Origin of the sequence: Pedobacter frigiditerrae (genome assembly GCF_004331645.1) — a bacterium.
Classification (GTDB): domain Bacteria; phylum Bacteroidota; class Bacteroidia; order Sphingobacteriales; family Sphingobacteriaceae; genus Pedobacter; species Pedobacter frigiditerrae.
On the sequence record NZ_SJSK01000001.1, the window covers coordinates 26,681 to 50,067 of the forward strand.

A 23,387-nucleotide genomic window follows, 5' to 3' on the forward strand; every position below is an offset into this window, starting at 1 on the left:
ATTTTTAATTTAATTAGTTACATCAACTAATTCAATATCGAAATCTAAAACTGAACTTCCTGGAATACTTGTTTGGGCATCAAGTCCATACCCTAAATTTGACGGAACAAAAATTCTAACTTTTGCGCCCTTCTGCATGCCTAACAGTACCTCCCAGCCCTTAATTAAACTTACTAAAGGAGATGAAATTGTAGCATCTCCGCTTGTATCAAATACGGTTCCATTTAGAGTTCTACCGGTGTACTTCACGGTAATTGTTGATGATATATCAACAGACGTTCCAGTTCCTGGTGTTTTTACAATATAATATACTCTTAAAGGACTTTTCGTTGCCGTTAATCCTTTTGCAGCTAAAAAATCAACAATTCGTTTATCATCAATTTGCCATTGAGTAGGTAAAACTTCCGTAGTAATATCTGAAATGATCACCTCATTTGAAGGTACAGTTGCATTTCCATTTTTACCGTAGGCTAAATAAGAAGGTAAAATTACGCGAACCTTTGCACCTCTATTTGCACCTTCCAAAGCCGTTCTATAAGAAGAGGGACTAATATAACCCAAGTAAGTTCCTTCATTATTATAAGCTGCTGTTGTGTAATAGTTTGCACCTCCTAAAGAACTTATGGACAAGTTATAAAAAACAGAGTCTTTATTTAATAAAGAAGCACCAGTACCTTGAGTTACTAATTGATAATAAAATCCTGAAGGATCTTTAGTCATCGTTAAGTTATTCTTTTTAATGTATGCCTGTATTTTTGCATCATCAATACTTTCGATGGTTTCATATTCCTTTTTACAAGAATTAAAAAGAACAAGTATGCCTAACAAGGCTAAAGTGTATGTAGTTAGTTTACGCATTTTTATATTATTGTGCACCAATTAAATCTATTGTAAAATCTAAAACCGAATTTGCTGGTATTGATGAACTTGGTGATGTATTTCCATAAGCCATGGCCGAAGGTATAATTAATCGTATTCTTCCACCTTTTTGTATCAATGGAATACCAATTTGCCAGCCTTGTATTAAATTACCCAATGGAAAAGTAGCTGCTGCAGCTGATTTATCAAAAACGTTTCCATTCAATAATCTTCCTTCGTAGTTTACTGTAACATTTGTCGAGCTATTAATCACCGTATTTCCTGTACCTGGAGACAAAATTTGATAATAAAGGCCTGAGCTATGTTTTACAGCAACTATACTGTTTTTAGCTATGAAATCTACAATTAACCCGTCGTCAATCTTTGCTTGTTTTTCTGCATCATATGAATCTTTTTTACAAGCGGAGAAAGCTCCAACAATTAAAAAAAGACCAATTATCATTCTGGTTTTTAACATAATTGCACAAAAATAAGCTTTTATTGCTGATGGCGCAATTTTTAACCAAATTTAACAATTTGAAAAAAGTGGAAGGGTAGGAAGACGAAAGATTTAAGGTTTTATTATAATGCAAAAAATGGTTTAGAGTTTAGCTAAATGCTCAAACTCTAAACCTCTACACCCTCAACATTCAACCTTAAAAAACATATTTGTTCGCTTCTATAATTTGCTGCGCCACATTCTGACGAGCTTGTTTTACATTAAATGGCTCCATTTTGGTAAACCTACGTAAACCAACCAACATCATTCTTTGCTCATCTCCTTCTGCAAATGCCCATAAAGCTTCTTTACCGGCTTTTTGCGTTCCATCAACTGCTTCTACAAAGTAGATTTTCATCATATCTATCTGACCTTTGCAAGCTTCTTCGCCTTTTAATGAAACTAATTTCTCCGTTCTTAACATAGCTGATTCAGCGATATAAACATAACTTGCCATATCGGCAATGTTCATTAAAATCTCTTGCTCTTTAGATAAGCTCATCATCAGCTTTTGAACCGCAGCACCTGCTACCATCAAGGTGGCTTTCTTTAGGTTGGAGATAATTTTTTTCTCTGCCGCAAACAAGGTTGTATCCTCTTCTCCAAAATCAGGAATAGACATCAGCTCTGCTGCCACAGCTGTTGCAGGTGTCATTAAATCTAGCTCACCTTTCATCGCACGTTTCAACATCATGTCAACTGTTAAAAGTCTATTGATTTCATTAGTACCTTCGAAAATTCGATTGATTCGGGCATCACGATAAGCTCTATCCATTGGCGCATCGGCGCTAAAACCCATACCGCCATAAATCTGAACACCTTCATCAGTAACATAATCTAATACTTCAGAACCCCAAACCTTTAAAATTGCGCATTCTACAGCAAATTGCTCGGTAGATTTCAGCTTTGCTTTACTTGCATCCATTCCGCCTGCAACCAATTCATCATAAGCATCATCAATATTTTGTCCAGCTCTATAATTTGCAGATTCTACAGCATAAATCTTAGCCGCCATCTCGGCGATTTTAAATCTGATCGCACCATATTTAGAAATCGGCCTATCAAACTGAACACGCTCATTGGAATAATTTACAGCCTGGTTTAAGACTTCTCTACTACCACCAATTGCCGCTGCTGATAATTTTATACGACCAATATTTAAAATGTTAACTGCTATTTTAAAACCATTTTCTCTATCAGAAAGCATATTCTCAACCGGTACGTGGCAATCATTAAAAAATACTTGACGAGTTGACGAACCTTTGATACCCATTTTATGTTCTTCTGGGTTCATGGTAATACCCCCAAAATCTTTTTCTACAATAAACGCAGTTAAGTTTTTATCGTCATCAATTTTTGCAAAAACAATAAAGATATCAGCAAAACCTCCATTGGTAATCCACATCTTTTGCCCGTTGATGACATAGTGTTTTCCATCTTGCGTTAACTTAGCTTTTGTTTTACCAGAGTTGGCATCAGAGCCAGAATTTGGCTCAGTTAAACAGTAAGAAGCTTTCCATTCACCAGTCCCGAGTTTAGGAATATATTTAGCTTTTTGCGCTTCATTACCATAATAAAGGATGGGCAAAGTGCCAATTCCAGTATGTGCAGATAAAGCAACCGCAAAAGAATGACCAGCACCACAAACGTCAGCCACCAACATTGAAGTGTTAAAGTTCTTACCAAAACCTCCGTATTCTTCAGGAATAGATACACCTAAAATGCCCAATTCTCCAGCTTTATCCATCAATGACGGCATTAATCCTTCCTCTTGCGTATCAATCCTATCTAAAATTGGATTAATCTCTTGCACCAAAAAATCACGACAAGTCTGCGCAATCATTTGCTGCTCTTCATCAAATTCCTCAGGAATAAATACATCCTGGTAAGTGGTTTCAGTAATTAAGAACTCGCCACCTTTAATTGTTTTTTTGTCTGTAGTTTCCATTTTAGTATTGTGTAGTGAGTATTGCGTATTGCGACAATACTCCATTAATAATCCATTAAATAAATTGCTATAACCTATCGACTTTGTCTCAATACGCAATACGCAAATCTCATATCTCTTTAAAAAACCTCAAATATCCCAGCCGCACCCTGTCCAGTTCCCACACACATGGTTACCATTCCGTATTTTTTATTTTGTCTTTTTAATTCGTTAAATATTTGGACAGATAATTTCGCTCCCGTACAGCCAAGTGGGTGACCCAAAGCTATTGCACCGCCATTAACATTGATTTTACTTTGGTCTAAACCTAATGTTCTGATGATTGCTAAAGACTGAGATGCAAAGGCTTCATTTAGCTCAATTAAGTCCATATCATCTTGTTTTAAACCTGCTTGTTTTAATGCTTTAGGAATGGCCTCAATTGGACCAATTCCCATGACACGTGGTGGCACACCTGCTACACCATAACTTACCAAACGAGCAATCGGCTCTGCACCTAATTCTTTCATTTTCTTTTCAGAAACCACTAAAACAAATGCTGCTCCATCTGATGTTTGTGAAGAGTTACCTGCTGTGATTACACCATTTGCAGCAAAAACTGGTTTTAACTTTGCCAAAGCTGCAACGGTTGTATCTGCCCTCGGACCCTCATCAGTATCTACTACGTAAGAGCGGGTTTGCTTTTTCATATTCGCATCTAAATAGTTTTCGTTTACCGTAATTGGCAAAACACCAGCTTTTAAATGACCATTTTTAATTGCCTCAATAGCTTTTTGATGCGAATTAAAAGAGAACTCATCTTGATCTTCTCTATTCACATTGTATTCTTTAGCAACCGCTTCTGCCGTTAAACCCATTCCCCAGTACCAATCTGGATTAGTTTTTGCCACCTCTGGATTTGGCACTAATTTCCATCCCCCAAATGGCATACCCGACATTACTTCCACACCACCAGCAACAATACAATCTGCCATACCAGCTTTAATTTTTGCTACTGCAGTTGCAATGGTATCTAACCCTGATGCACAATAACGATTAATGGTTACGCCTGGAACTTTATCTGTATCCAAGCCCATCAGCGAAATCATACGGGCAATATTTAAGCCTTGCTCTGCCTCTGGAGTTGCATTACCTACAATTACATCGTCAATTTGCTCCTTATCCAAATTCGGAACCGAAGCCACCAATTCTCTAATTACATTTGCCGCCAATTCATCAGCCCTTGTAAAACGAAATACACCTCGTGGTGCCTTGCCTACAGCTGTTCTAAGTCCTGCTATTATATATGCTTCCATTTATTTAGTATTGAGTAGAGCGTATTGCGTATTGAAACAATGAGCCTACTTGTTAATTTTATTAATGTTATGTAGAGCGTTTTGTGTATTGAGACAATGAGCCTACCTATTAATTTTTACTTATTTTAATGCTGCTTGAAGTTTATAATTCATTTTTTGGAGTTCATCTATATTATCTAATAGCTTTTCACAATCAACTTCATTTATAAATCCTAGCTTTTCAGCAATAATCATTTGAGTTTGTAACTCATAGGAAGAGCCATTTGCAATTCCCAAAAATTGTCTAAACTCTCCTTTAGTATTTCTTCCTGCTCCTTCAGATATATTTGATGGGACAGAAACTGCGCATCTTCTTGTTTGAGACACAAGTCCAAAACGTTCATCTGAGGGGAACTTGGCAGAGATTTCATAAACTTTTACAGCTAAATCAATCGCTTTTTGCCAAATTTTAAGTTCTTTAATATTGTGCATAATTTTAAATTTTCAGTTTTGCACAATAGGGATGTCCTTAACTTTATTAAACTATTTCCAACAAACTTGTCTCAATACTCAAATCGCAATACGCAATACCAATTTTAATTTCTCAAAGGTTTCCCTTTCGTTACAATGCTCTGTATTCTCTCTAAAGTTTTTCTTTCTCCACAAAGTGATAAAAAGGCTTCTCTTTCTAAATCCAACAGGTATTGTTCGGTAACTTCTGTTGGCGATGATAAATCTCCACCACACATTACCCAGCCTAATTTCTCTGAGATTTTTTTATCGTGTTCTGAAATGTAGTTACCAGAATACATGGTATTTGCACCGGCATAAACAATTCCTAAGCCTTGTTTACCTAAAACCTTAATGTCTTTTCGCTGAACAGGCTTAGTATAACCTGCATCTGCCAGTTCAATTGCCTTCGCCTTAGCATCAGCAATTAAACGGCTCCTGTTCATACTAATGGCGTATTTATCTTTTTGTAGATAACCCAATTCAAATGCCTCAACCGCAGAAGTAGAAACTTTAGCCATTCCTATAGTCAAGAAACGGTCTTTCATGGTGTTCTGCACAATTTGATCTGCTTTATATTCATCAGATGCACGTAAAGCAAACTCTTTACTTCCACCTCCACCCGGAATAACACCTACGCCAAACTCAACCAACCCCATATAAGTTTCTGCATTTAATTGCACAAAATCTGCATGCAGACTAAATTCGCAACCACCACCTAAGGTCAGATTATGAGGAGCAACAACAACGGGAATTGAGGAGTAACGAATGCGCATTGATGTATTCTGGAACAATCGAACAGCCATGTTTAACTCTTCCCACTCTTGCTCAACTGCCATCATAAAAATCATGCCCACGTTAGCACCTGCCGAGAAATTAGCTCCATCATTGCCAATTACAACCCCACGATAATCCTTCTCTGCCATATCAATTGCCTTATTAATGGCTGATAAGGTATCTCCACCAATGGTGTTCATTTTAGAGTGGAATTCTACATTTAAAATCCCATCACCTAAATCGATGATTGATGCCCCACTGTTTTTCCAAAGCACTTTATTGGCTCTTAAATTATCTAGGATAATAAACTCATCTGTACCTGGAATTGCCTTATAGCTTTTAGATGGGATGTCGTAATATTTTTTAACACCATCTTCAATTTTATAGAATGAACTGTGTCCGGCAGCCAACATTTCGCTTACCCAAGCTGCTGGTGTATGCCCGTATTGTTTCATTCCATCCAATGAAGCCTGAATACCAACAGCATCCCAAACCTCAAACGGACCTAGATCCCAGCCAAAACCCGCACGCATTGCATCGTCAATGCGATACAATTCATCAGAAATTTCTGGAATGCGGTCTGAAACATATTCGAACAAACCAAAGAAAGAAGCCCTGAATAATTCACCCGCTTTATCTTTACCAGTTGCAAAAATTTTCATTCTATCCGCTACTTTTTCAATAGTTTTAGTTATTTCTAAAGTGGCAGATTTTACTTTTTGTTGGGGACGATATTCTAGCGTTTTTAAATCAAGCGCTAATATTTCTGTTTTGCCGTCAGGCGATTTTGTCTTTTTGTAGAAACCTTGTTTGGTTTTATCCCCCAACCAATTGTTAGCTTCCATTTTCTGAACATATGCTGGAAGTTTGAACAAATCATGTGCTTTATCATCCGGACAGTTATCATACAATCCTTTTGATACCTTAATCATGGTATCTAAACCCACCACATCTGTTGTACGGAAAGTTGCAGATTTTGGCCTACCTAAAGCCGGACCAGTAAATTTATCTACTTCCTCAACCGTTAAGTCCATTTTCTCTACCAAATGCAATAAAGACATGATAGAATAAACACCAACCCTATTGGCTATAAACGCAGGCGTATCCTTACATAAAACAGTGGTTTTACCTAAAAACTTATCGCCATAATGCATTAAGAAATCTACCAGTTCTGGCTTGGTGTGTGGTGTTGGAATAATTTCTAACAGCCTTAAATAACGAGGCGGATTAAAAAAGTGTGTACCACAGAAGTTAGCTTTAAAATCATCGCTTCTACCTTCAGCCATCATGTGTATTGGGATGCCCGAAGTGTTAGAAGTTACCAAAGTACCTGGCTTGCGGAATTGCTCTACTTGCTCAAATACCTTTTGTTTAATACCTAAATTTTCAACTACAACCTCAATTATCCAGTCGTAATTGGCAATTTTAGCCATATCATCTTCAAAATTACCGGTGCTAATTCGCTTTAAAACGCTTTGGGAGTAAATGGGCGATGGGTTTGTTTTAACAGCAGTTTGCAAAGCTGTATTTACAATACGATTTTTAACCGTTGGATGAGTTAAAGCCAATCCCTTTGCCTGCTCTTCGGCACTTAGTTCTTTTGGAGCAATATCTAAAAGCAAAACCTCTACACCAATGTTGGCAAAGTGGCAGGCAATACGAGAACCCATAATGCCCGAGCCTAATACAGCTACTTTATTTATTCTTTTCATCATTCTCTTTTATAGTTGCGTAAGCCAAGGTTAACTGGTTCACTTTATCTAAGGTTGATATCAATTGTTCTTTTTCTTTCGGGCTTAGTTTATCGTTCAAATATTCATTGAAAGAAACCACAACATTTCTTGCCAATTTTCTTTTCTCTATACCAAATGGTGTTAGGAAGACCTTCACGGAACGTTTATCACCTGTAGAAGTTTCGCGGTAAATTAAGCCTAGCTCTTCCATATTGTTTAACATTCTGGATAAACTTGTAGCTTTAACACCAAGTAAAGCCGCCAGGGCCGAAACCGCTGTCCCTTCTGCTTCAATGTTAATGAGTACATATCCTATGGCTTGTGTAATTCCAAAGCCACCGGCAATTTGGTTATAGGTATTGGATACGTTTTGCCATACCACCTTTAAAAAATAATCTACTGTTTCTTTCTGCTTCATTAATTACTATGCTTGCATAACAAATTTATAGAATTAGATTTTATGATGCAAGTAGAAAATGAAAATATTTTTTTAAGAAATTATTAGTTATCCAGGGGCACTGCCTGTCCCAACTTTTCGGGAAAGCAATCTAATAATTGAATTCTTTAGAAGCGCAATTTTGAAGCACTGATCAATGTTTGTTCCTATCCCAAAGGGACTTCTTAGTAAAACGGAAAGAAGGGTTGCATTTGCCGAAAGTTGATGCGTTGTTTTACTAAACTATTCTATAAATAAATTTGTCACTCAGAGTGCAACAGCTTATCTCGACTTCTTCGAGAAAGGATCTATTTAGAGGCAATATGCTCAAATAGATTCCTCCAAAGTCGGAATGACAGATTCCCAACCTTAAAGTCCGAGCCACAGGCTCGAACTAGCAATGAGCTATGGACCACAAGCTATCAAACAAAAAAAAGCGCCCCGATTAACGGAACGCTTTCTATTAAGAATGAGTTCTACTAGTACAAAGTAAATTCTACTCTTCTATTTTGTTGGCGACCTGCAGGGGTAGCATTGGTAGCAATTGGTTGACTTTCGCCATATCCTGTTGCTTCAATTCTACTTGCATTAGCACCTTGAGATACTAAATAAGCTTTAACCGATTCTGCTCTGTCTTTAGATAAACGTAAGTTTAAAGCATCAGAACCTGTATTATCTGTATGACCAGCTAATTTTAAGCTAAAGTTTTTCTCCATCAATAAAGCAGCAACTCTGTTTAAAGTAGCATAAGATTTTGAACGAATTGTTGCTTTACCTAAGTCGAATTCTAAGTTAGAAATTGCATCAGCAACAACTTTACGATCAGCCTCAGTAACAATTACTCTTTCTGTTACTTGTGGCGCAGGCACTTTTAAAGGACAACCAGAACCGTCAACAACAGTACCTGCAGGAGTTCCAGCACATTTGTCTAATTTATCAGCAACACCATCACCATCACTATCTTTTAATAAGTCATTCATTTCTGAACGCAATTTTGCGTTTTCAGCTTTCTGTGCATCTAAATCAGACTTTAACGCATTTGCAGTATTCTTTGCAGCAAGAGCCTCATCATAAGTAGCAGCAGTAGGGCTATAGAAAGCCAATTGTTTTCCTTTACCCAAAGCAAACTCTAAACCAGCGTAACCATAGCTATACCTATCGTTACCACCTCTTGCATAACCATCAAATTTATCTCCGTCAACAAAATTCATTGTCCAACCTAAATCTAGGTTAATTGCATCAGACAAACGAAATTTTGCACCTGCACCAACTGGGATAATTAATACATCATCCGTTGCATTTTTTACAGACACAGCGCCTGGGTTAGATACTGTGGTAGCAGTGTAGTTAGCAAAACCTCCACCTGCCGAAGCATATAATTGCGCATTGTTTTGTTGTTTAAACATACTCCAGTTAACTAAATTTACTTGAGCACTTAAACTTGCAGAATAATTTAAATCTGTAGAATAAGAACTAAAAGGAGTTACATTTAATCCACCGTCATTATATGGCTTTGAATTGTCGGCTCTAACTTCACCTCTTTGTCCATCAATTTTTAATGAGAATGCAGGTGTAATTTGTTTTTTAATGTAAAGACCATATCCAAAGTTGTAATGTGATTTAGTGAAATCATATTGACCACCTATCGGTGAAAATTGCGATAACACCCCACCGGTTAATCCGATTGACCAAGTTCTAAATGGTTCTGAGGTAGTTGTTGTAGTTTCTTGTGCCATTGCAGAAGAACCAATAAATAAACCAGCTAAGGCAACTGGCAAACATTTTAAAAATTTCAGTTTCATAATATTGATTTTGTAAATAAGCGTTCTTGTTTATTTACAAGCCTTTAGGCAATACCCATACCAAAAACTGGCGTGCCAAAATATTTCAGAGCCATACTTCACTAAATCACAGCAGGTTACAACTCATTTAATCATTTAAAAAATTGTTAAAAAATGTTAAATGCTGTGTGCTTTGCTATACAAAATCTCGCAAAAAGTGTTGGAGCGCAGTGAAACAACCAAATACCCTTTTTGTTTGAATTAAGGGTTTTCTCCTGCAAATTTCCACTTTGTGCTAAAATTCTCTGGCAATAATTGATTAGTTAAAAGTGCTCTAACCATTTCTACAGGCATATTGTTCTCTTTTAGAATTTTATCGTGAAATTGAATGTTACTCATTTTACCGCCTATTACCAATTCTTTATGTAATGCTCTAAATTCTAGGCCACCTAGCATGTAACCGATTTGATAAAGCGGACCATAACCACCTGTAAAAGAACGGCGAACTTCTGCCTCTGCATTTGCCCTTTCAAAACCAACTCGCTCTACTAAAAAGTCTATACATTGTTTTGGTGTCCATTTCCCTAAATGATAATTCATAGAGAAGATAATTCTGGCACAACGGTGCATTCTCCAGAACAACATTCCTATTTTATCTTCTGGGGTTTTCGCGAAGTTTTTATCCCACAATAACATTTCCCAGTATAGCGACCACCCTTCTGTCCAGAACGGCGTACCAAAACCCCTGCGATAAGGTTTATATCTGCTTTGCATGAAATATTGTAAATTATGACCTGGGATTAATTCGTGAAATACCACAGCCCTGGAAAAGTGACGATTGTTTCCTCTTAGCGTCATCATTTTTGCGTCTTCGGTCATGTCTTCTGTCGGATACGCGATAAGTACAGATTCTCCACCCAAAAAGAATGGCGCAAATTGTTGTTCTTTTGGCGTCAACATTCTCATTCTCCAACCTTCTTTCGCCAATTCAGGAACTGTGATTAACTTGTTTTGCTCGACAAAATTTATCGCTTCATTTGCCAGTTCATAAACCAATTCTGGCTGTTTACCAAGCGCTGGATAATCCGTTTTAACTTTCTCTAAAGCTTTTTTCCAATCTTTACCAAAACCCATTGCTGTTGATGCCTTGATCATTTCCGCATCACACCAAGCAAATTCTCTCATTGCAATTGCTTCAATTTGCTCTGGCGTATAAGCTATCATCTCATCTTTCAACAAGTCTAAAAAGGAAGTTCTTCCAATCGGATTTCCTAAAATCCCGCTACCATCATCTTTTGCCATTGATAATTTAGCAGTCTTCCCCAATTCAGTTGCATAATTTCTTAATGCATTTAAAACATCAGGATAGACACTTTTAGTTCCTTTGGTAAATTGTGGGTCATAGCCATCATAGAACTTATAAGCTTCAGTAAAAACTTCTAAGTATTGGTTTACTGTTGCCTGTGCCCAGCTAGCCTGTAGTGGCGTTAACTTTATCTGTTTATCATTTACATCTTTACTAACCTGATTAATTTCATCTTTTAATTTGTCGAATATTTCTGCTGTAGTTTTGCCATCTTGTTGTTTTCCAACTCTTCTTTTCTGTTCAAAGTCAATAATTGTCTTTGCAAATGGGATTGCAAACTTTGTGTTTTTGAAATCTTCATTCGCTTGTTGCAGTGCTCTAACATCTACATTAATGTCTCGTTTCAGCAATGTGTAATCAACTCTCTCATTTACATTCAGCTTATCAAATGGAAGGGCTTTTAACTTGGCTAACCAAGTGCTATAAAATTTATCCATCCGCTGGAAGTATTCTTCAGAACGTTTTAAAGTATACTTACGAGATAGCATATTTTCATCAGACTGATACTGATTGATTAAAGCACTTACAATACTTGCATCGCCACTAGAGCCTATTGAATTGTTATTTTGAGCACAAGAAAGTTGAATGCTTAACACTAAAAGCAAAACAGAGCAGAAAATTTTATACATGACAGCTAATTATATTTTTGATGAATTTAGTCATAAAATAGATGAGGTCAATGCAAAATAAAGGTTACTTGTTTGAGGTTTACCACATAGGGACATAGGTTTAGAAGCCTTGTTCTTTTCTATGTACAGCTGTATAATTTAAATAAGTACCGGTTTGTGGAGACACTAACCGATAGGCAAGTCACAAACCTATTCCCTGCTCCCTATTTCCTATTTCCTGTTCCCTGTTTCCTATTTCCTGTTCCCTATTTACCAGCCCACCGCTTTATCATCTCCCCTTGGGTCGGCACCACCTTGATAGTAGCCCCATTTCGTTTTTAAAATGGCATCTACCCTACCAATTGCTCCACGAGTAACGATTTTGTAGCCTTTAGCTTTAAGTCTTATGGTTGTTATACTATCTAGTGCTTTTTCTTCTACATCTACTTGGTCTGGCAACCATTGGTGATGGAATTTTTTAGCATTAACTGCAGCTTGCATTGACTGGTTAAAATCAACTACGTTTAAAATAGTTTGAAAAACAGACGTGATAATTGTTGAGCCACCTGGCGTACCAACTACCATATATAACTGGCCATCCTTAGCTAAAATAGCAGGCGTCATTGAACTTAACATTCTTTTATTTGGTGCAATTGAATTGGCTTCTCCACCCACCAAACCATACATATTTGGTGCTCCGGGTTTTACAGAGAAATCATCCATTTCGTTATTTAACAGAAAACCGGCACCTTTAACTACAACACCTGCACCATAAGACCCATTTAAGGTTGTCGTGATAGAAACTGCATTCCCGGCTTTATCTACAATAGAAAAATGTGTTGTTTCTGGATGTTCTGCAGGAGGAATTTCTCCAGCACTAATCTCTGCACTTGTGCTCGCCTTATTCCAATTGAATGAACTCATCCTTTGTTTGAGGTAAGCATCTTCAATCAGTTTTTTCTGTGGTACGGGATAAAAATCTGGGTCGCCTAAGTGAGCTGCCCTATCTGCGTATACCCTTCTTTCTGCCTCAATCATCACTTGAACAGTAGAATCTGTATTAAAACCCCATTTTGACAAAGGATACGGCTCAACAGATTTTAGTAATTGGATTAAAGCAATTCCGCCACTTGATGGAGGAGGCATTGTAATTACCTCATATCCCCTATAGTTCCCAGTTACTGGTTTACGCCAAACGGCTTTATAATTTGCCAAATCTTGTTTGCTAATGATACCTCCACCACGATGCATTTCGGCAACAATTGAATCTGCCACCGCACCTTCATAAAAACCATTTCTGCCCTGTGATGCAATTAACTTTAAGGTAGTTGCCAATTCACTTTGCACCAAAACATCACCTTCTGCCCAAGGTGTTTCTTTTAACAATGCCGTACCTAAGGGATTTAATTTTTTAAATCTGCCTTTTAAACCATTAAGCTCCTTTGCTTGTCTTGCCGACAGCTTAAATCCTTCTTCAGCTAAATGAACTGCGGGAGCAATTAGATCTTCCCATTTTAAGCGACCATATTTTAGATGTGCTTCTACCATTCCAGCTACAGAACCTGGAACACCAGCCGCTAATTGTCCGTATAAACTTTTATCTACTATCGGATTACCGGCTGCATCCAAATACATATCCCTTCCGGCGTTTGCCGCAGCCTTTTCTCTAAAATCTAATGAATTGATTTCGCCTTTAGCAGAGCGATAGACCATAAAACCACCACCACCGATATTACCAGCATTTGGATATACAACGGCTAACGCAAATTGAACAGCAACAGCTGCATCTACAGCATTTCCTCCTTTTTTAAGGATATCTACACCAACTTCCGAAGCTATTTCGTTGGCAGAAACCACCATTCCGTTGTAATATTCGCCACTATTATTTTTACCTAGATGACCACCCGCACAACTAAAGAGCAAACTAATAATCAATAAGTAACTACCTATTTTTATTAGGCTAAGATTCTGGCTTGTAGTTTTCTGCATCCTTGTAAATTTTATCGATGGTATTTTTATTTTTTTCTAATATAACTTTACGTTTAAAGCTTAATTTCGGTGTTAACTCTCCCCCATCTATGCTAAACTCTTTGGCTAACAGCGCGAAACGTTTAACCTGCTCCCATTTGCCAAATTCTTTTCCAAGGTCGGAAATTATGCCGTCATATTTAGCTAAAACCTGCTCATTTTTAATCATTTCTTCATTGGTGGTATAAGCAATCCCTTTATGAGCACACCAAGCTTTTAAAGCCGGAAAAGTAGGAACAATTAATGCCGCTGGGAATTTCATGTTTTCACCCAATACCATTATTTGTTCTATTAAAGGAGATTCCTTATACCTGTTCTCTAACATTTGTGGAGCAACGTATTTTCCTCCAGCTGTTTTAAAAATCTCCTTTTTACGATCCGTAATTTTAAGGAATTTACCATTTAAAATTTCGCCAATATCGCCCGTGTGGAACCAGCCGTCTTTGTCGATGGTTTCGGCAGTTAAATCGTCTCTCATATAATAACCTTTCATGATGTTATGACCACGAGCTAAAATTTCGCCATCGGCAGCAATTTTAATCTCCACTCCCTCAATAGCTGTACCTACAGTACCAAACATTGTTTCTCCAAAATGATTTACGGTAATCACAGGCGAAGTTTCGGTTAAACCATACCCTTCAAAAATCGGCATACCTGCTGCCCAAAAGATCCTATTCAATCTTGGGTTTAATGCTGCCCCTCCAGAAACGATAACAACAATGCCACCTCCTAAAGCGGCTTGCCATTTCTTAAATACTAGTTTACGGGCAATCGCTAACTTGAAATTATACCACCATCCATTGTCATGATCAAATTTTTCAGCTAAAGCTAAAGACCAAAAGAAAATTCCTCTTTTAATCCCTTTCAAATCCTTGCCCTTCTCCATGATCTTATCATACACCTTCTCCAATAACCTCGGAACGGTAGAAAATGCATTGGGTTTTACTTCTTGTATATCGGCAACTATGGTATCTATGCTTTCGGCATAATAAATAGAAACACCACCGTAGGCGTATAAATAAGAGACTAAACGTTCAAAAATATGAGAAAGAGGTAAAAAACTTAAAGCTTTATCTATTCCCGGCGGTAGTAAAACGGATGATTTAATGAAATTTTGAACTAAATTGTAATGTGTTAGCATTACACCCTTTGGTGTTCCTGTTGTTCCAGAAGTATAAATGATAGTTAAAATATCTGCTGCGCTAACTGCATTTCTATAGCTTTCTAAATCAACATTGGTTGATTTTCCAGTCTCCACTAAAATCTCCCAGTGGGTTGCACCTTCAACTTTGTTAAATGAAAAAATCTGAATTGGGTTTTTAAGCTGAGCAGCAACAGCTTTTACTTTTTTGTATATCGCTTCATCACTTACAAACACTGTGGTTATTTCGGCATTCTCGATAATGAATTTAACATCATGTTCTGCTAAAGTTGGGTATAATGGGATTTGATAAGCACCAAGCTGCATAATGGCGAAATCGCAGATATTCCATTCAGGCCTGTTTGCCGACATGACCGCAACCCGAGAACCTTTGCCAATGCCAATAGTGGTTAAACCACGACTTAAATTATCTGTGGTGTCACAAAACTCTTGAGTGCTATATTTTTTCCATGTCCCATTTATCTTTCCGCTAACAAATTCTTGCTTAGGGAAATTTTCGAGATTATACTTTAAAAGGTCGAATACTCTTGTTATGACTGTAGACATGGAGTAAGTTATTAAATTTGGCTAGATGGTTAACAACAAGTGGCTTTGTTTAATTGCTGTTTCTCAAATCTAATAAATTATCTTTTCTGCAACAACCGATTTTAAATTTATTCTGCATGCATAGTAATTTATTGCTTATTTGTGAGAAATTTACTATGTTCACACACAGATTCTTTCAAGGAACTGCTGTTTTAAAGCAACGTCTTTCGAACAACGCTGGGGGAATCAATAGCCTGGTCCTTTAAAACCATTAAGGAGGTCTTTGGTTGGTGACACAAGGTCGACATCAACTTTCCCAATCAAGAAAATGCCCTCATCACAATTAACGTATGATTAATTTATTATCCAATCGCGGTAGTAGCGTTCTGGTATTTATGGTTACAGTTTACAGGGTGATCACAGGGTCATAACAAGGTCAAAACAGGGTCATTACTAGGTTGGTTACCTTGTTAACTCCTAATTAAATACCTATGAACTGCGTTTAATCTATAGTTAAAATAAGGCCGCTGGTGAAGTGAAGGTATAAAGGAGGTAAACGCTAATGATAGCGATATTAATAAACAAAAAAGCCCCGATTATTCATCGAGGCTTTCCTTAAACTTTCAGCTCTTTACTTATAACTTGCTGCTAATTTCAAGGCATTGTAAGCATTTACAATTCCACCACTTACACATAAATCAGCAAATGGAATGCTCACTGTATCTGCACCTTTCATGGTAGAAACATTGTGGTTAACTTTTACTACAGATTTCATGATGATATCTTTCACTTGTATTGCTGTTAATTTTGGATAATAAGAACGAATTAAAGCCGCTAAACCCGCTACTACTGGTGCTGCCATACTTGTTCCATCTTCTTCAATATATTTATTATTATCAGGCACAGTAGAAAGAATTCTAACACCTGGCGCAAAAACATCAACTGTTGTTTTGCCATAATTAGAAAACGCTGCTTTTAAAGTTTCATCATCTTTTGGTCCAGATGCACCAACCGTAAGCCAAGAACTGGCAATGCTACCATCTAAATATTTTGCCGTAGGGAAATTGTTTTCTACATCAACATCATTGTTATCATTACCTGCTGCGTGTACTAACAAAACATCTTTACTTACTGCGTATTTCACAGCTTCATCTACCACTGCTTTATCCCAAGAGTAAGATTTACCAAAACTCATGTTTAATACTTTTGCACCATTGTCTGCCGCATAGCGGATGGCATTAGCTACATCCTTATCACGCTCATCACCGTTTGGTGTATTGCGAACACCGATTATGATTACATTATCTGCCACACCTTTAATACCTATTGTGTTGGTTCTATCTGCACCTATAATACCAGATACATGAGAACCGTGTAAAGCATCAGGACCTTTAATGTCATTATTGCCATAAAAACGTTCCTTGCTATCATTTGGATTATCTCCAACAATGCTTCTTGGATCGTAATCTATATTTAAATTATAATTTACCTGTCCCGTCGCTTGTTTTAAACCTGCTTCGATTTGAGTGTCATAAAATGTTTTGAAATCCATTTCATTTAATATACCCAAAACTGCTGCTTTAATACCTTCTTCTTGTTTGGTTGTTGCTTTAAAGGCTTCGAAATCTTTTGCAGTTGGATTTTCTTTTCCAATCTTTTTAACCACTAGGTCTAAATAATATTTAAACCCAGTTATACCTTGCAAATCACTTTTTGCAGTAGCCAATTGTTTTTCTAATTCAGTACGGTTATTTACAAAAGCTTCATAAGCTGCTTTATCTTTAACTGTAACTGTTGAAGCAGTAATACCAGCAAAACGGGCATTGTCTCTGCGCACTAAACGCGTAAGTTCTAATGTTTCAAATTCTACTGATCCGGTTTTTCCGCCAAGAAAATTCCAACCGTGAACATCGTCTACATAACCGTTTTTGTCATCGTCTACACCGTTACCCGCAACTTCCTTTTTGTTGGTCCAGATTACCCTTTTTAAATCTTCGTGGTTTAAATCTACCCCGCCATCTAATACAGCTACCAAAACAGGAGTTGATTTTTTACCTTTTAAAAGTTCTTTATACGCCTTTTCTGTGCTGATACCAAAAGTTGTATCTGTTTTAAGATCTAGGTTTTGCCAGTTGGCTTTTTGTTGTGCAGATGATAAAAGTGGAAGCGCCGCTAGGAGAGCAAGCGATAATAATTTCTTAATGTTCATATTTTAATATTAGTAATGGAAAACGTGTTTGGTTTGCTATTATTATTTAGTTCTCAACAATGATACCATAATTGCTAAGGAGCCCAATTAAACCATTAGAAGAAAATTTGGCTTTTCTTAGCTGGTTTTTTTCTGGGTCGATGGTAAAATTATAAGAAGAGGTAAAGTTTGCACTATTTAAATTAGTTCTCATAAATACAGCTGTATTTAAATCACAGTTTTCGAATTTTGCCTCACTTAAATCTGCTTCAGAAAAGTCAGCTCCTTTTAAAGAGCAATCCTTGAACTTACTTTTTTTGTTTTTCTTTCTCATAAAAGCAGCATAGTCTAAAACGCAATTAGAAAAATCTACACCAAAAAGAAAGTCTTTTGTATTCGAGAAATCTACGCCTACCATTTTACAGTTGATAAATTTTACGCCATCAAAACCGATGGCTCCAAATTTGACCATACTGAGATTACAGTTATCGAAATTACATTTGGTAAAATCACAACCATAAAAATCTGCTTCGGTAAAGTCGCAATTTTTAAAGTTACATTCATCAAATTGGGTTTCTTTTAATCCCTTTGGTAAGAATGAAATTTTTTCGAATGTTTGGTTTATGTGATAAATACTTTCTTCGACAGACATTTTTACGATTGAGGGTGCAAATTAATAAAAAGTATAAAGTATTTAGTAGAAAGTATAAAGACATTGTTCAAAAAAGCACTGTCTTTTGTTATACAAAGCTGATTGAAGAGATAGTTTCCGATTTTACATTGGGGCTAAAAGCGGGAAGCAGGACTAACGCTAAAATGGAATGCTGGATTTGCTTTTCTAATAATTAACCACATAGTCATATGGTAGGCAACTACTTCCTACGGACTTCCAGACATTCGGACTTACGGACTAAAAGCAAACAAAAAAGGATGAACAATTTGTCCATCCCTTTCAAGTATTAATTTTAGCACTTAGGCTACTTCTTTTTTATCTAATAGTTTTTTAATTCTATTTTCAATATCATCCAAATCAAATGGCTTACTGATGTAATCATCTGGTGTTGCCATTTCGCTCATTTGTTTACTACGAACGTTGGCAGACATTACAATTACTGGAATGTGTTTGGTAAAAATGTCATTTTTTAAATCGTGACAGATTTCGATGCCGTTACCATCTGGCAACATTACATCTAAAATGAAAAGGTCTGGAATCGAATCCTTTAACTTGCTTTTCATTTCTGCAAAGCTTGATGAAAGTTGTAATTCATATCCTTCATCTTTTAATAAAAACTCGATGATGTAACCTATGTCTTTATCATCTTCTAAAATGTGTATACGTTTTTTCATTTATTTAAGTTTGTTTTTTTTGCAATTTTTATTGTCGCTTATGGAAGCAATAAATGCTTTCATAAATATGGAAACACATTAACAAATAAAATTGTTTGAACGGATAGAAGAAATATTTTTAACTTATAGTTTTATTCTTCCTTATAATTTAAAGCGCTATAGCCATAAGCACAAAACAAAAGCATTATTGCACTAGAAAGCCAAAGCATGTTATAGCCTAATTTTTCTACTAAATAAAATCCTGCAGCTGGAGTAATTTGCGCTATTGACCAAGCTATAGAAAAACCTGCTGCATATTGCCCTCTATTAAACTCATTGCTTCGTTTAATCACAAAAGTATTAATGAAAGGCATAGAAAACATCTCTCCAAAAGTAAAACCAATTACACTTAACAACGCTAAAACAATGGGCAAGGATTTTGGTATCATTAAAAAAGAAAATGAAACACTAACTATTAGAACACCTGTTACGATGTAGAATTTTGGGGATCTTCTATTCTCTATTTTGCTAATCATAATCATTTCTAGCAGAGCGATAATAGCCCCGTTTAAGCCTAAAATTAAACCAATCTTAGCTTCGTCTATATGCCACTCTTGTTTAAAAAATACTGGAACTACCCTAAACATTAAGAAGAAACAAGTCGCAAAAACAGTTGTTAATAAAACAAATTTGATGAATAAAGCATCTTGCCAGGGCTTACGTACCATAACATTTTTTGCCTTTTCAATTGCTGCTTTTCTAAATCCCTTTACCGTTGGCAATAGTAAAAATATACCTATACCAACCGCAATACTTACTAATCCATCTACTATAAATAACAACTTATAATTAAAAGCAGCAATAACACCACCTATGGTAATGCCAAACGAAAAGCCAATATTGGTTGCCAATCTATTTAATGAATAAGAACGAGTTTCTTTCCCAGGCGCAGAATAAGCTGCAATTGCAGCAAAGTTAGCAGGGCGAAAAGCATCGTAGAAAAAGCTGATTAATAATGACATGACACAAAGCGTAGTAAAATCATTCACTTGAGCAAACACCAAGAAAAGAGCGCCACCAATTATTGACGAAAAGATTTGAACTGGCCTAAAACCAAACATATCCGTCAACTTTCCTCCTGCAGCTGCACCTAAAATAGCACCAACACCAAATAAGGAAATGATAATTCCAGCATCAGATTCTGGGCGATGTAAAGATTGCGTAACATACAGCCCCATAAAAGGTACAGCCATGTAACCACAACGATTAAGCAAAATTACACAGCTCAACAGCCAAGTCTCTCTACTTAAACCAGAAAATGAGGCTTTATATGCGTTAAAAATGGAACGAAACATGATGATTTGGCTTGAAACCAAAAATAGACATTCGGTTGTAAAATCCTATCCATAATTTCTGTATTTTTGAGTTCGCCCAAAAATTCGGGTCATCAAATCACAACACATGTCTACAGAAATAAAATGCCCTAACTGCAACCATTCTTTCCCTATTGAAGAAGTAATGGCTGAAGAATACAAACAAGATTTACGTGAGAAAATGGTTTCTTTTACCAAACAAAAGGAAGAGGAATTTCAGAAAAAAGCAGAGGCATTTGAGCAACAAAGAAAACAACAAGAAGAGGTTTTTGACAAACAAAAGAAACAGCAAGAACTGGCCTTTGAGCAAAAACTAGCGCAAGAGAAAACTGCTCTACAAGCTTCCATGGCAGAAAACTTACGTAAAACAATTAGTGCCGATTTTGAGAATAAACTAAAAATGTCTGAAGATGCCAACAAGGAAAACGAAGAAAAACTAAAGTTGGCTCGTGCTAAAGAAATAGAATTTTTAAAAGCAGCACAAGAATTAAAGATTCGCGAAGAAGAATTGGAATTAAGCATTCAGCGTAAATTACAAGAACAACGTGAGGAGTTGGTTGCACAAGTTCGCAAGCAAGAGTTGGAGAAAAATAACTTAAAAGAAACTGAACATCAGCTTCGTGTAAAGGAATTAGAAAAACAGCTAGACGACCAAAAGAAACTAGCCGAGGAAATGAAGCGTAAAGCCGAACAAGGTTCTATGCAATTGCAGGGTGAAGTTCAAGAGTTGATTTTAGAGGAGTTATTGCGCAATACTTTTCCGTTTGATTTAATTGAAGAAGTTGGTAAAGGTGTGCGTGGTGCAGATTGTGTGCATAATGTGCGTAATCAATTCGGACAGGAATGCGGTCGCATAATATATGAAAGCAAACGCACTAAAGATTTCTCGATGGAATGGATTGAAAAATTAAAAAAAGACATGCGCAGCATGGGTGTTGATGTTGCGGTAATTGTAACGCAATGCTACCCAAAGGGGATGGATTGTTTTGGGGAAAAAGATGGTGTATGGATTTGCTCTTTTGATGAAGTTAAAGCAGTTTCTTACATATTAAGGGATGGAATTATCAAACTTTTTGGTGCTACAAAATCTCAAGAAAACAAAGGTGATAAAATGCACATGCTTTATGATTACCTAAACGGCAATGAGTTTTCTGAACAATGGAAAGCGATTCGTGAAGGTTTCATGAGCATGAAACTATCTATTCAGCGTGAACGTGACGCGATGGAACGGTTATGGAAAAGCAGAGAGAAACAATTGGAAAAGGTGTTACTAAACGCAGCTCATATTCGTGGTTCTATCGAAGGTATTTCTGGAAATGATAATATTCAATTAAGCTTAGGTGAGGATGATGATTTGTTGTTAGATTAATTTAAGGGTTAACCGCAAAGAGCGCTAAGATTGTTTTTCAATTTTTAACCACCTAAGAGACCAAAGGACACCTCAGAAACCTTGTATGATTTCCATGCTAGATTAATATGCCATTTACATTCTCACATCCAGCAATTGTTTTACCGCTAAGTTATTTACCTAAAAGGTGGATTTCATTGACTGGGTTAGTAATGGGTAGTTTAACACCTGACTTTGAATACTTCATCAGGATGAGAATCAAAAGCGAATATAGCCATACATTAGGTGGTTTGTTTTGGTTCGATTTACCTCTCGGTCTTTTATTAGCCTTTCTATTTCATCTTATAGCACGAAATGCATTGATAGGAAATTCACCTATCTTCTTAAAAGGCCGGTTTTCGGTATTTAAAGATTTTGATTGGATAGGTTATTTTAAAGAGAATTGGATAATTGTATGTTTCTCAGTATTAATTGGTGCTTTTTCACATCTATTTTGGGATAGTTTTACACACGACACTGGTTACTTTGTTAGGAGAATGCCTCTACTTTTAACAATGATTAACTTTTTAGGCTTATCTATTTCTGTTCATAAAATCATCCAACATTCAAGCACAGTTGTTGGAGCAATAGTGATTTTATTTTCAATTCTAAAATTGCCTAAGCAAGAAGTGCTAGGCAAAATCAATTTTAACTACTGGTTATTAATTCTCTGTATTAGCTTATTGATTGTATTGCTTAGAATTCTTTGTGGGCTTCCATTTCAACAATATGGAAATGTTTTGGTTACAGGAATGTCTGGGCTAATGATTTCATTAATATTAACACCAATTTTAATGAAAAACAAGTCAATTTAGGCTTTTAGAAGGTAACCATCTAAGAAATACTTGCCCGCGGCAGGCAGGCAAGGACAGCTAAGTTTTTTGCTACTAATTTTTAACCACCTAAGAAACCAAAGGGCACCATAGAAAAATTCTTGCACCAAGAAAAATTATATTTTCTTATATTCCTTATATGGTTGGAATATCTGAACCATATAAGGAATATAAGTTCATTTAAGCTAAAAGCGAGGTTACCTAATAAACTTAGGTCTTCTCAGGTTTCTTAGGTGGTTCAAAAACCTATAACTTCTTAACCATCCAAATATCGCAACCAAAATGGCCTGAGTTACCTAATGGCGAACATTGATGTTCAAAACCCATACGCTCATACATACTTACAGCTTGATTAAGTTCTGGCATAGATTCTAGGTACATATTTTCGTAACCAAGTTCCTTTGCCGAAGCGAAACATTTATCCATTAATGCCTTACCAAAACCTTTCCCCCTAGCTTCTGTATGTAGATAGAGCTTAACCAACTCGCAAGTTGCTTCTGGCAAATTAGCTGTTGGGAAGACACCGCCACCACCAATTATTTTACCATCTTCTTCTAAAACCCAATAGGCAGACTTTGGATTTTCAAATACAGTAGAAAGATGGTCTGTGCTTTCGTCAAAATAAGCGGTACCCGGTTTATTAGCTTTAAATTCTGTTAAAACTGCTTTTATTAATTTGCCAAGTTCGGCATCATCACTTTTTTGAATAGGTCTAATTATTGGTTGCATTTTGTAAAATTAAAATTTAACCACAGATACACACAGATAAGAACAG

18 protein-coding genes are annotated in these 23,387 nt (G+C 36.5%); 2 read left to right on the plus strand and 16 right to left on the minus strand.

The genetic code is table 11. The annotated features are described in order from the left end of the window. Nucleotides 1-9: 9 nt before the first annotated feature. From EZ428_RS00085 to EZ428_RS00155, 15 genes are all read right to left on the minus strand, one after another. Nucleotides 10-858, minus strand: a complete 849-nt coding sequence (locus EZ428_RS00085; protein WP_131551080.1) for an FKBP-type peptidyl-prolyl cis-trans isomerase — start codon at nt 856-858, stop codon at nt 10-12. Between the two features lie 7 nt (nt 859-865). Then, nucleotides 866-1,321 carry an FKBP-type peptidyl-prolyl cis-trans isomerase gene (locus EZ428_RS00090; protein WP_225870957.1) on the minus strand — a complete coding sequence of 152 codons (456 nt, stop codon included), beginning with the start codon at nt 1,319-1,321 and terminating at the stop codon, nt 866-868. A 193-nt stretch (nt 1,322-1,514) separates the two neighbouring features. Next, nucleotides 1,515-3,305: an acyl-CoA dehydrogenase family protein gene (locus tag EZ428_RS00095; RefSeq protein ID WP_131551082.1), complete on the minus strand. Its 1,791-nt coding sequence runs from the start codon at nt 3,303-3,305 to the stop codon at nt 1,515-1,517. A 119-nt stretch (nt 3,306-3,424) separates the two neighbouring features. After that, complete coding sequence (locus EZ428_RS00100) at nt 3,425-4,600, minus strand: acetyl-CoA C-acyltransferase (protein ID WP_131551083.1); 1,176 nt, start codon at nt 4,598-4,600, stop codon at nt 3,425-3,427. 120 nt (nt 4,601-4,720) lie between these two features. Then, nucleotides 4,721-5,071, minus strand: coding sequence for a four helix bundle protein (locus tag EZ428_RS00105; RefSeq protein ID WP_131551084.1), 351 nt, complete (start codon nt 5,069-5,071; stop codon nt 4,721-4,723). 104 nt (nt 5,072-5,175) lie between these two features. After that, nucleotides 5,176-7,581: a 3-hydroxyacyl-CoA dehydrogenase/enoyl-CoA hydratase family protein gene (locus EZ428_RS00110; protein WP_131551085.1), complete on the minus strand. Its 2,406-nt coding sequence runs from the start codon at nt 7,579-7,581 to the stop codon at nt 5,176-5,178. Beyond that, on the minus strand, nt 7,562-8,017 hold the full coding sequence (locus tag EZ428_RS00115; RefSeq protein WP_131551086.1) for a MarR family winged helix-turn-helix transcriptional regulator: 456 nt from the start codon (nt 8,015-8,017) through the stop codon (nt 7,562-7,564). Before EZ428_RS00115 ends, EZ428_RS00110 begins: the two co-directional genes overlap by 20 nt. A gap of 497 nt (nt 8,018-8,514) precedes the next feature. Continuing rightward, a complete protein-coding gene (locus EZ428_RS00120; RefSeq protein WP_131551087.1) occupies nt 8,515-9,837 on the minus strand; it encodes an OmpA family protein in 1,323 nt (440 codons plus the stop codon). Nucleotides 9,838-10,077: 240 nt separating this feature from the next. After that, on the minus strand, nt 10,078-11,811 hold the full coding sequence (locus tag EZ428_RS00125; protein ID WP_131551088.1) for a DUF885 family protein: 1,734 nt from the start codon (nt 11,809-11,811) through the stop codon (nt 10,078-10,080). Nucleotides 11,812-12,060: 249 nt separating this feature from the next. Continuing rightward, entirely contained in the window at nt 12,061-13,779 is a 1,719-nt protein-coding gene (ggt, locus tag EZ428_RS00130; RefSeq protein WP_131551089.1) for a gamma-glutamyltransferase, read from the minus strand. After that, complete coding sequence (locus EZ428_RS00135) at nt 13,751-15,526, minus strand: AMP-dependent synthetase/ligase (RefSeq protein ID WP_131551090.1); 1,776 nt, start codon at nt 15,524-15,526, stop codon at nt 13,751-13,753. The genes ggt and EZ428_RS00135 overlap by 29 nt, the downstream gene beginning before the upstream one ends. A gap of 610 nt (nt 15,527-16,136) precedes the next feature. Then, the gene (locus EZ428_RS00140; RefSeq protein WP_131551091.1) at nt 16,137-17,714 is read right to left on the minus strand and encodes a S8 family peptidase; all 1,578 of its coding nucleotides are present in this window, start codon (nt 17,712-17,714) and stop codon (nt 16,137-16,139) included. Nucleotides 17,715-17,760: 46 nt separating this feature from the next. Next, the gene (locus EZ428_RS00145; protein WP_131551092.1) at nt 17,761-18,345 is read right to left on the minus strand and encodes a pentapeptide repeat-containing protein; all 585 of its coding nucleotides are present in this window, start codon (nt 18,343-18,345) and stop codon (nt 17,761-17,763) included. Between the two features lie 320 nt (nt 18,346-18,665). Continuing rightward, the gene (locus EZ428_RS00150) at nt 18,666-19,040 is read right to left on the minus strand and encodes a response regulator transcription factor (protein ID WP_131551093.1); all 375 of its coding nucleotides are present in this window, start codon (nt 19,038-19,040) and stop codon (nt 18,666-18,668) included. Nucleotides 19,041-19,171: 131 nt separating this feature from the next. Beyond that, nucleotides 19,172-20,374, minus strand: coding sequence for an MFS transporter (locus EZ428_RS00155; protein WP_131551094.1), 1,203 nt, complete (start codon nt 20,372-20,374; stop codon nt 19,172-19,174). Nucleotides 20,375-20,480: 106 nt separating this feature from the next. On the opposite strand from EZ428_RS00155, the gene EZ428_RS00160 reads away from it, so the two are divergent. Together EZ428_RS00160 and EZ428_RS00165 are read left to right on the plus strand one after the other, a co-directional pair. Then, nucleotides 20,481-21,761: a DUF2130 domain-containing protein gene (locus tag EZ428_RS00160; protein WP_165501681.1), complete on the plus strand. Its 1,281-nt coding sequence runs from the start codon at nt 20,481-20,483 to the stop codon at nt 21,759-21,761. A gap of 107 nt (nt 21,762-21,868) precedes the next feature. After that, nucleotides 21,869-22,594: a DUF4184 family protein gene (locus tag EZ428_RS00165; RefSeq protein ID WP_131551095.1), complete on the plus strand. Its 726-nt coding sequence runs from the start codon at nt 21,869-21,871 to the stop codon at nt 22,592-22,594. 264 nt (nt 22,595-22,858) lie between these two features. Here the strand turns inward: EZ428_RS00165 and EZ428_RS00170 are convergent, their stop codons facing one another. Continuing rightward, on the minus strand, nt 22,859-23,341 hold the full coding sequence (locus tag EZ428_RS00170; RefSeq protein ID WP_131551096.1) for a GNAT family N-acetyltransferase: 483 nt from the start codon (nt 23,339-23,341) through the stop codon (nt 22,859-22,861). Nucleotides 23,342-23,387: the final 46 nt, after the last annotated feature.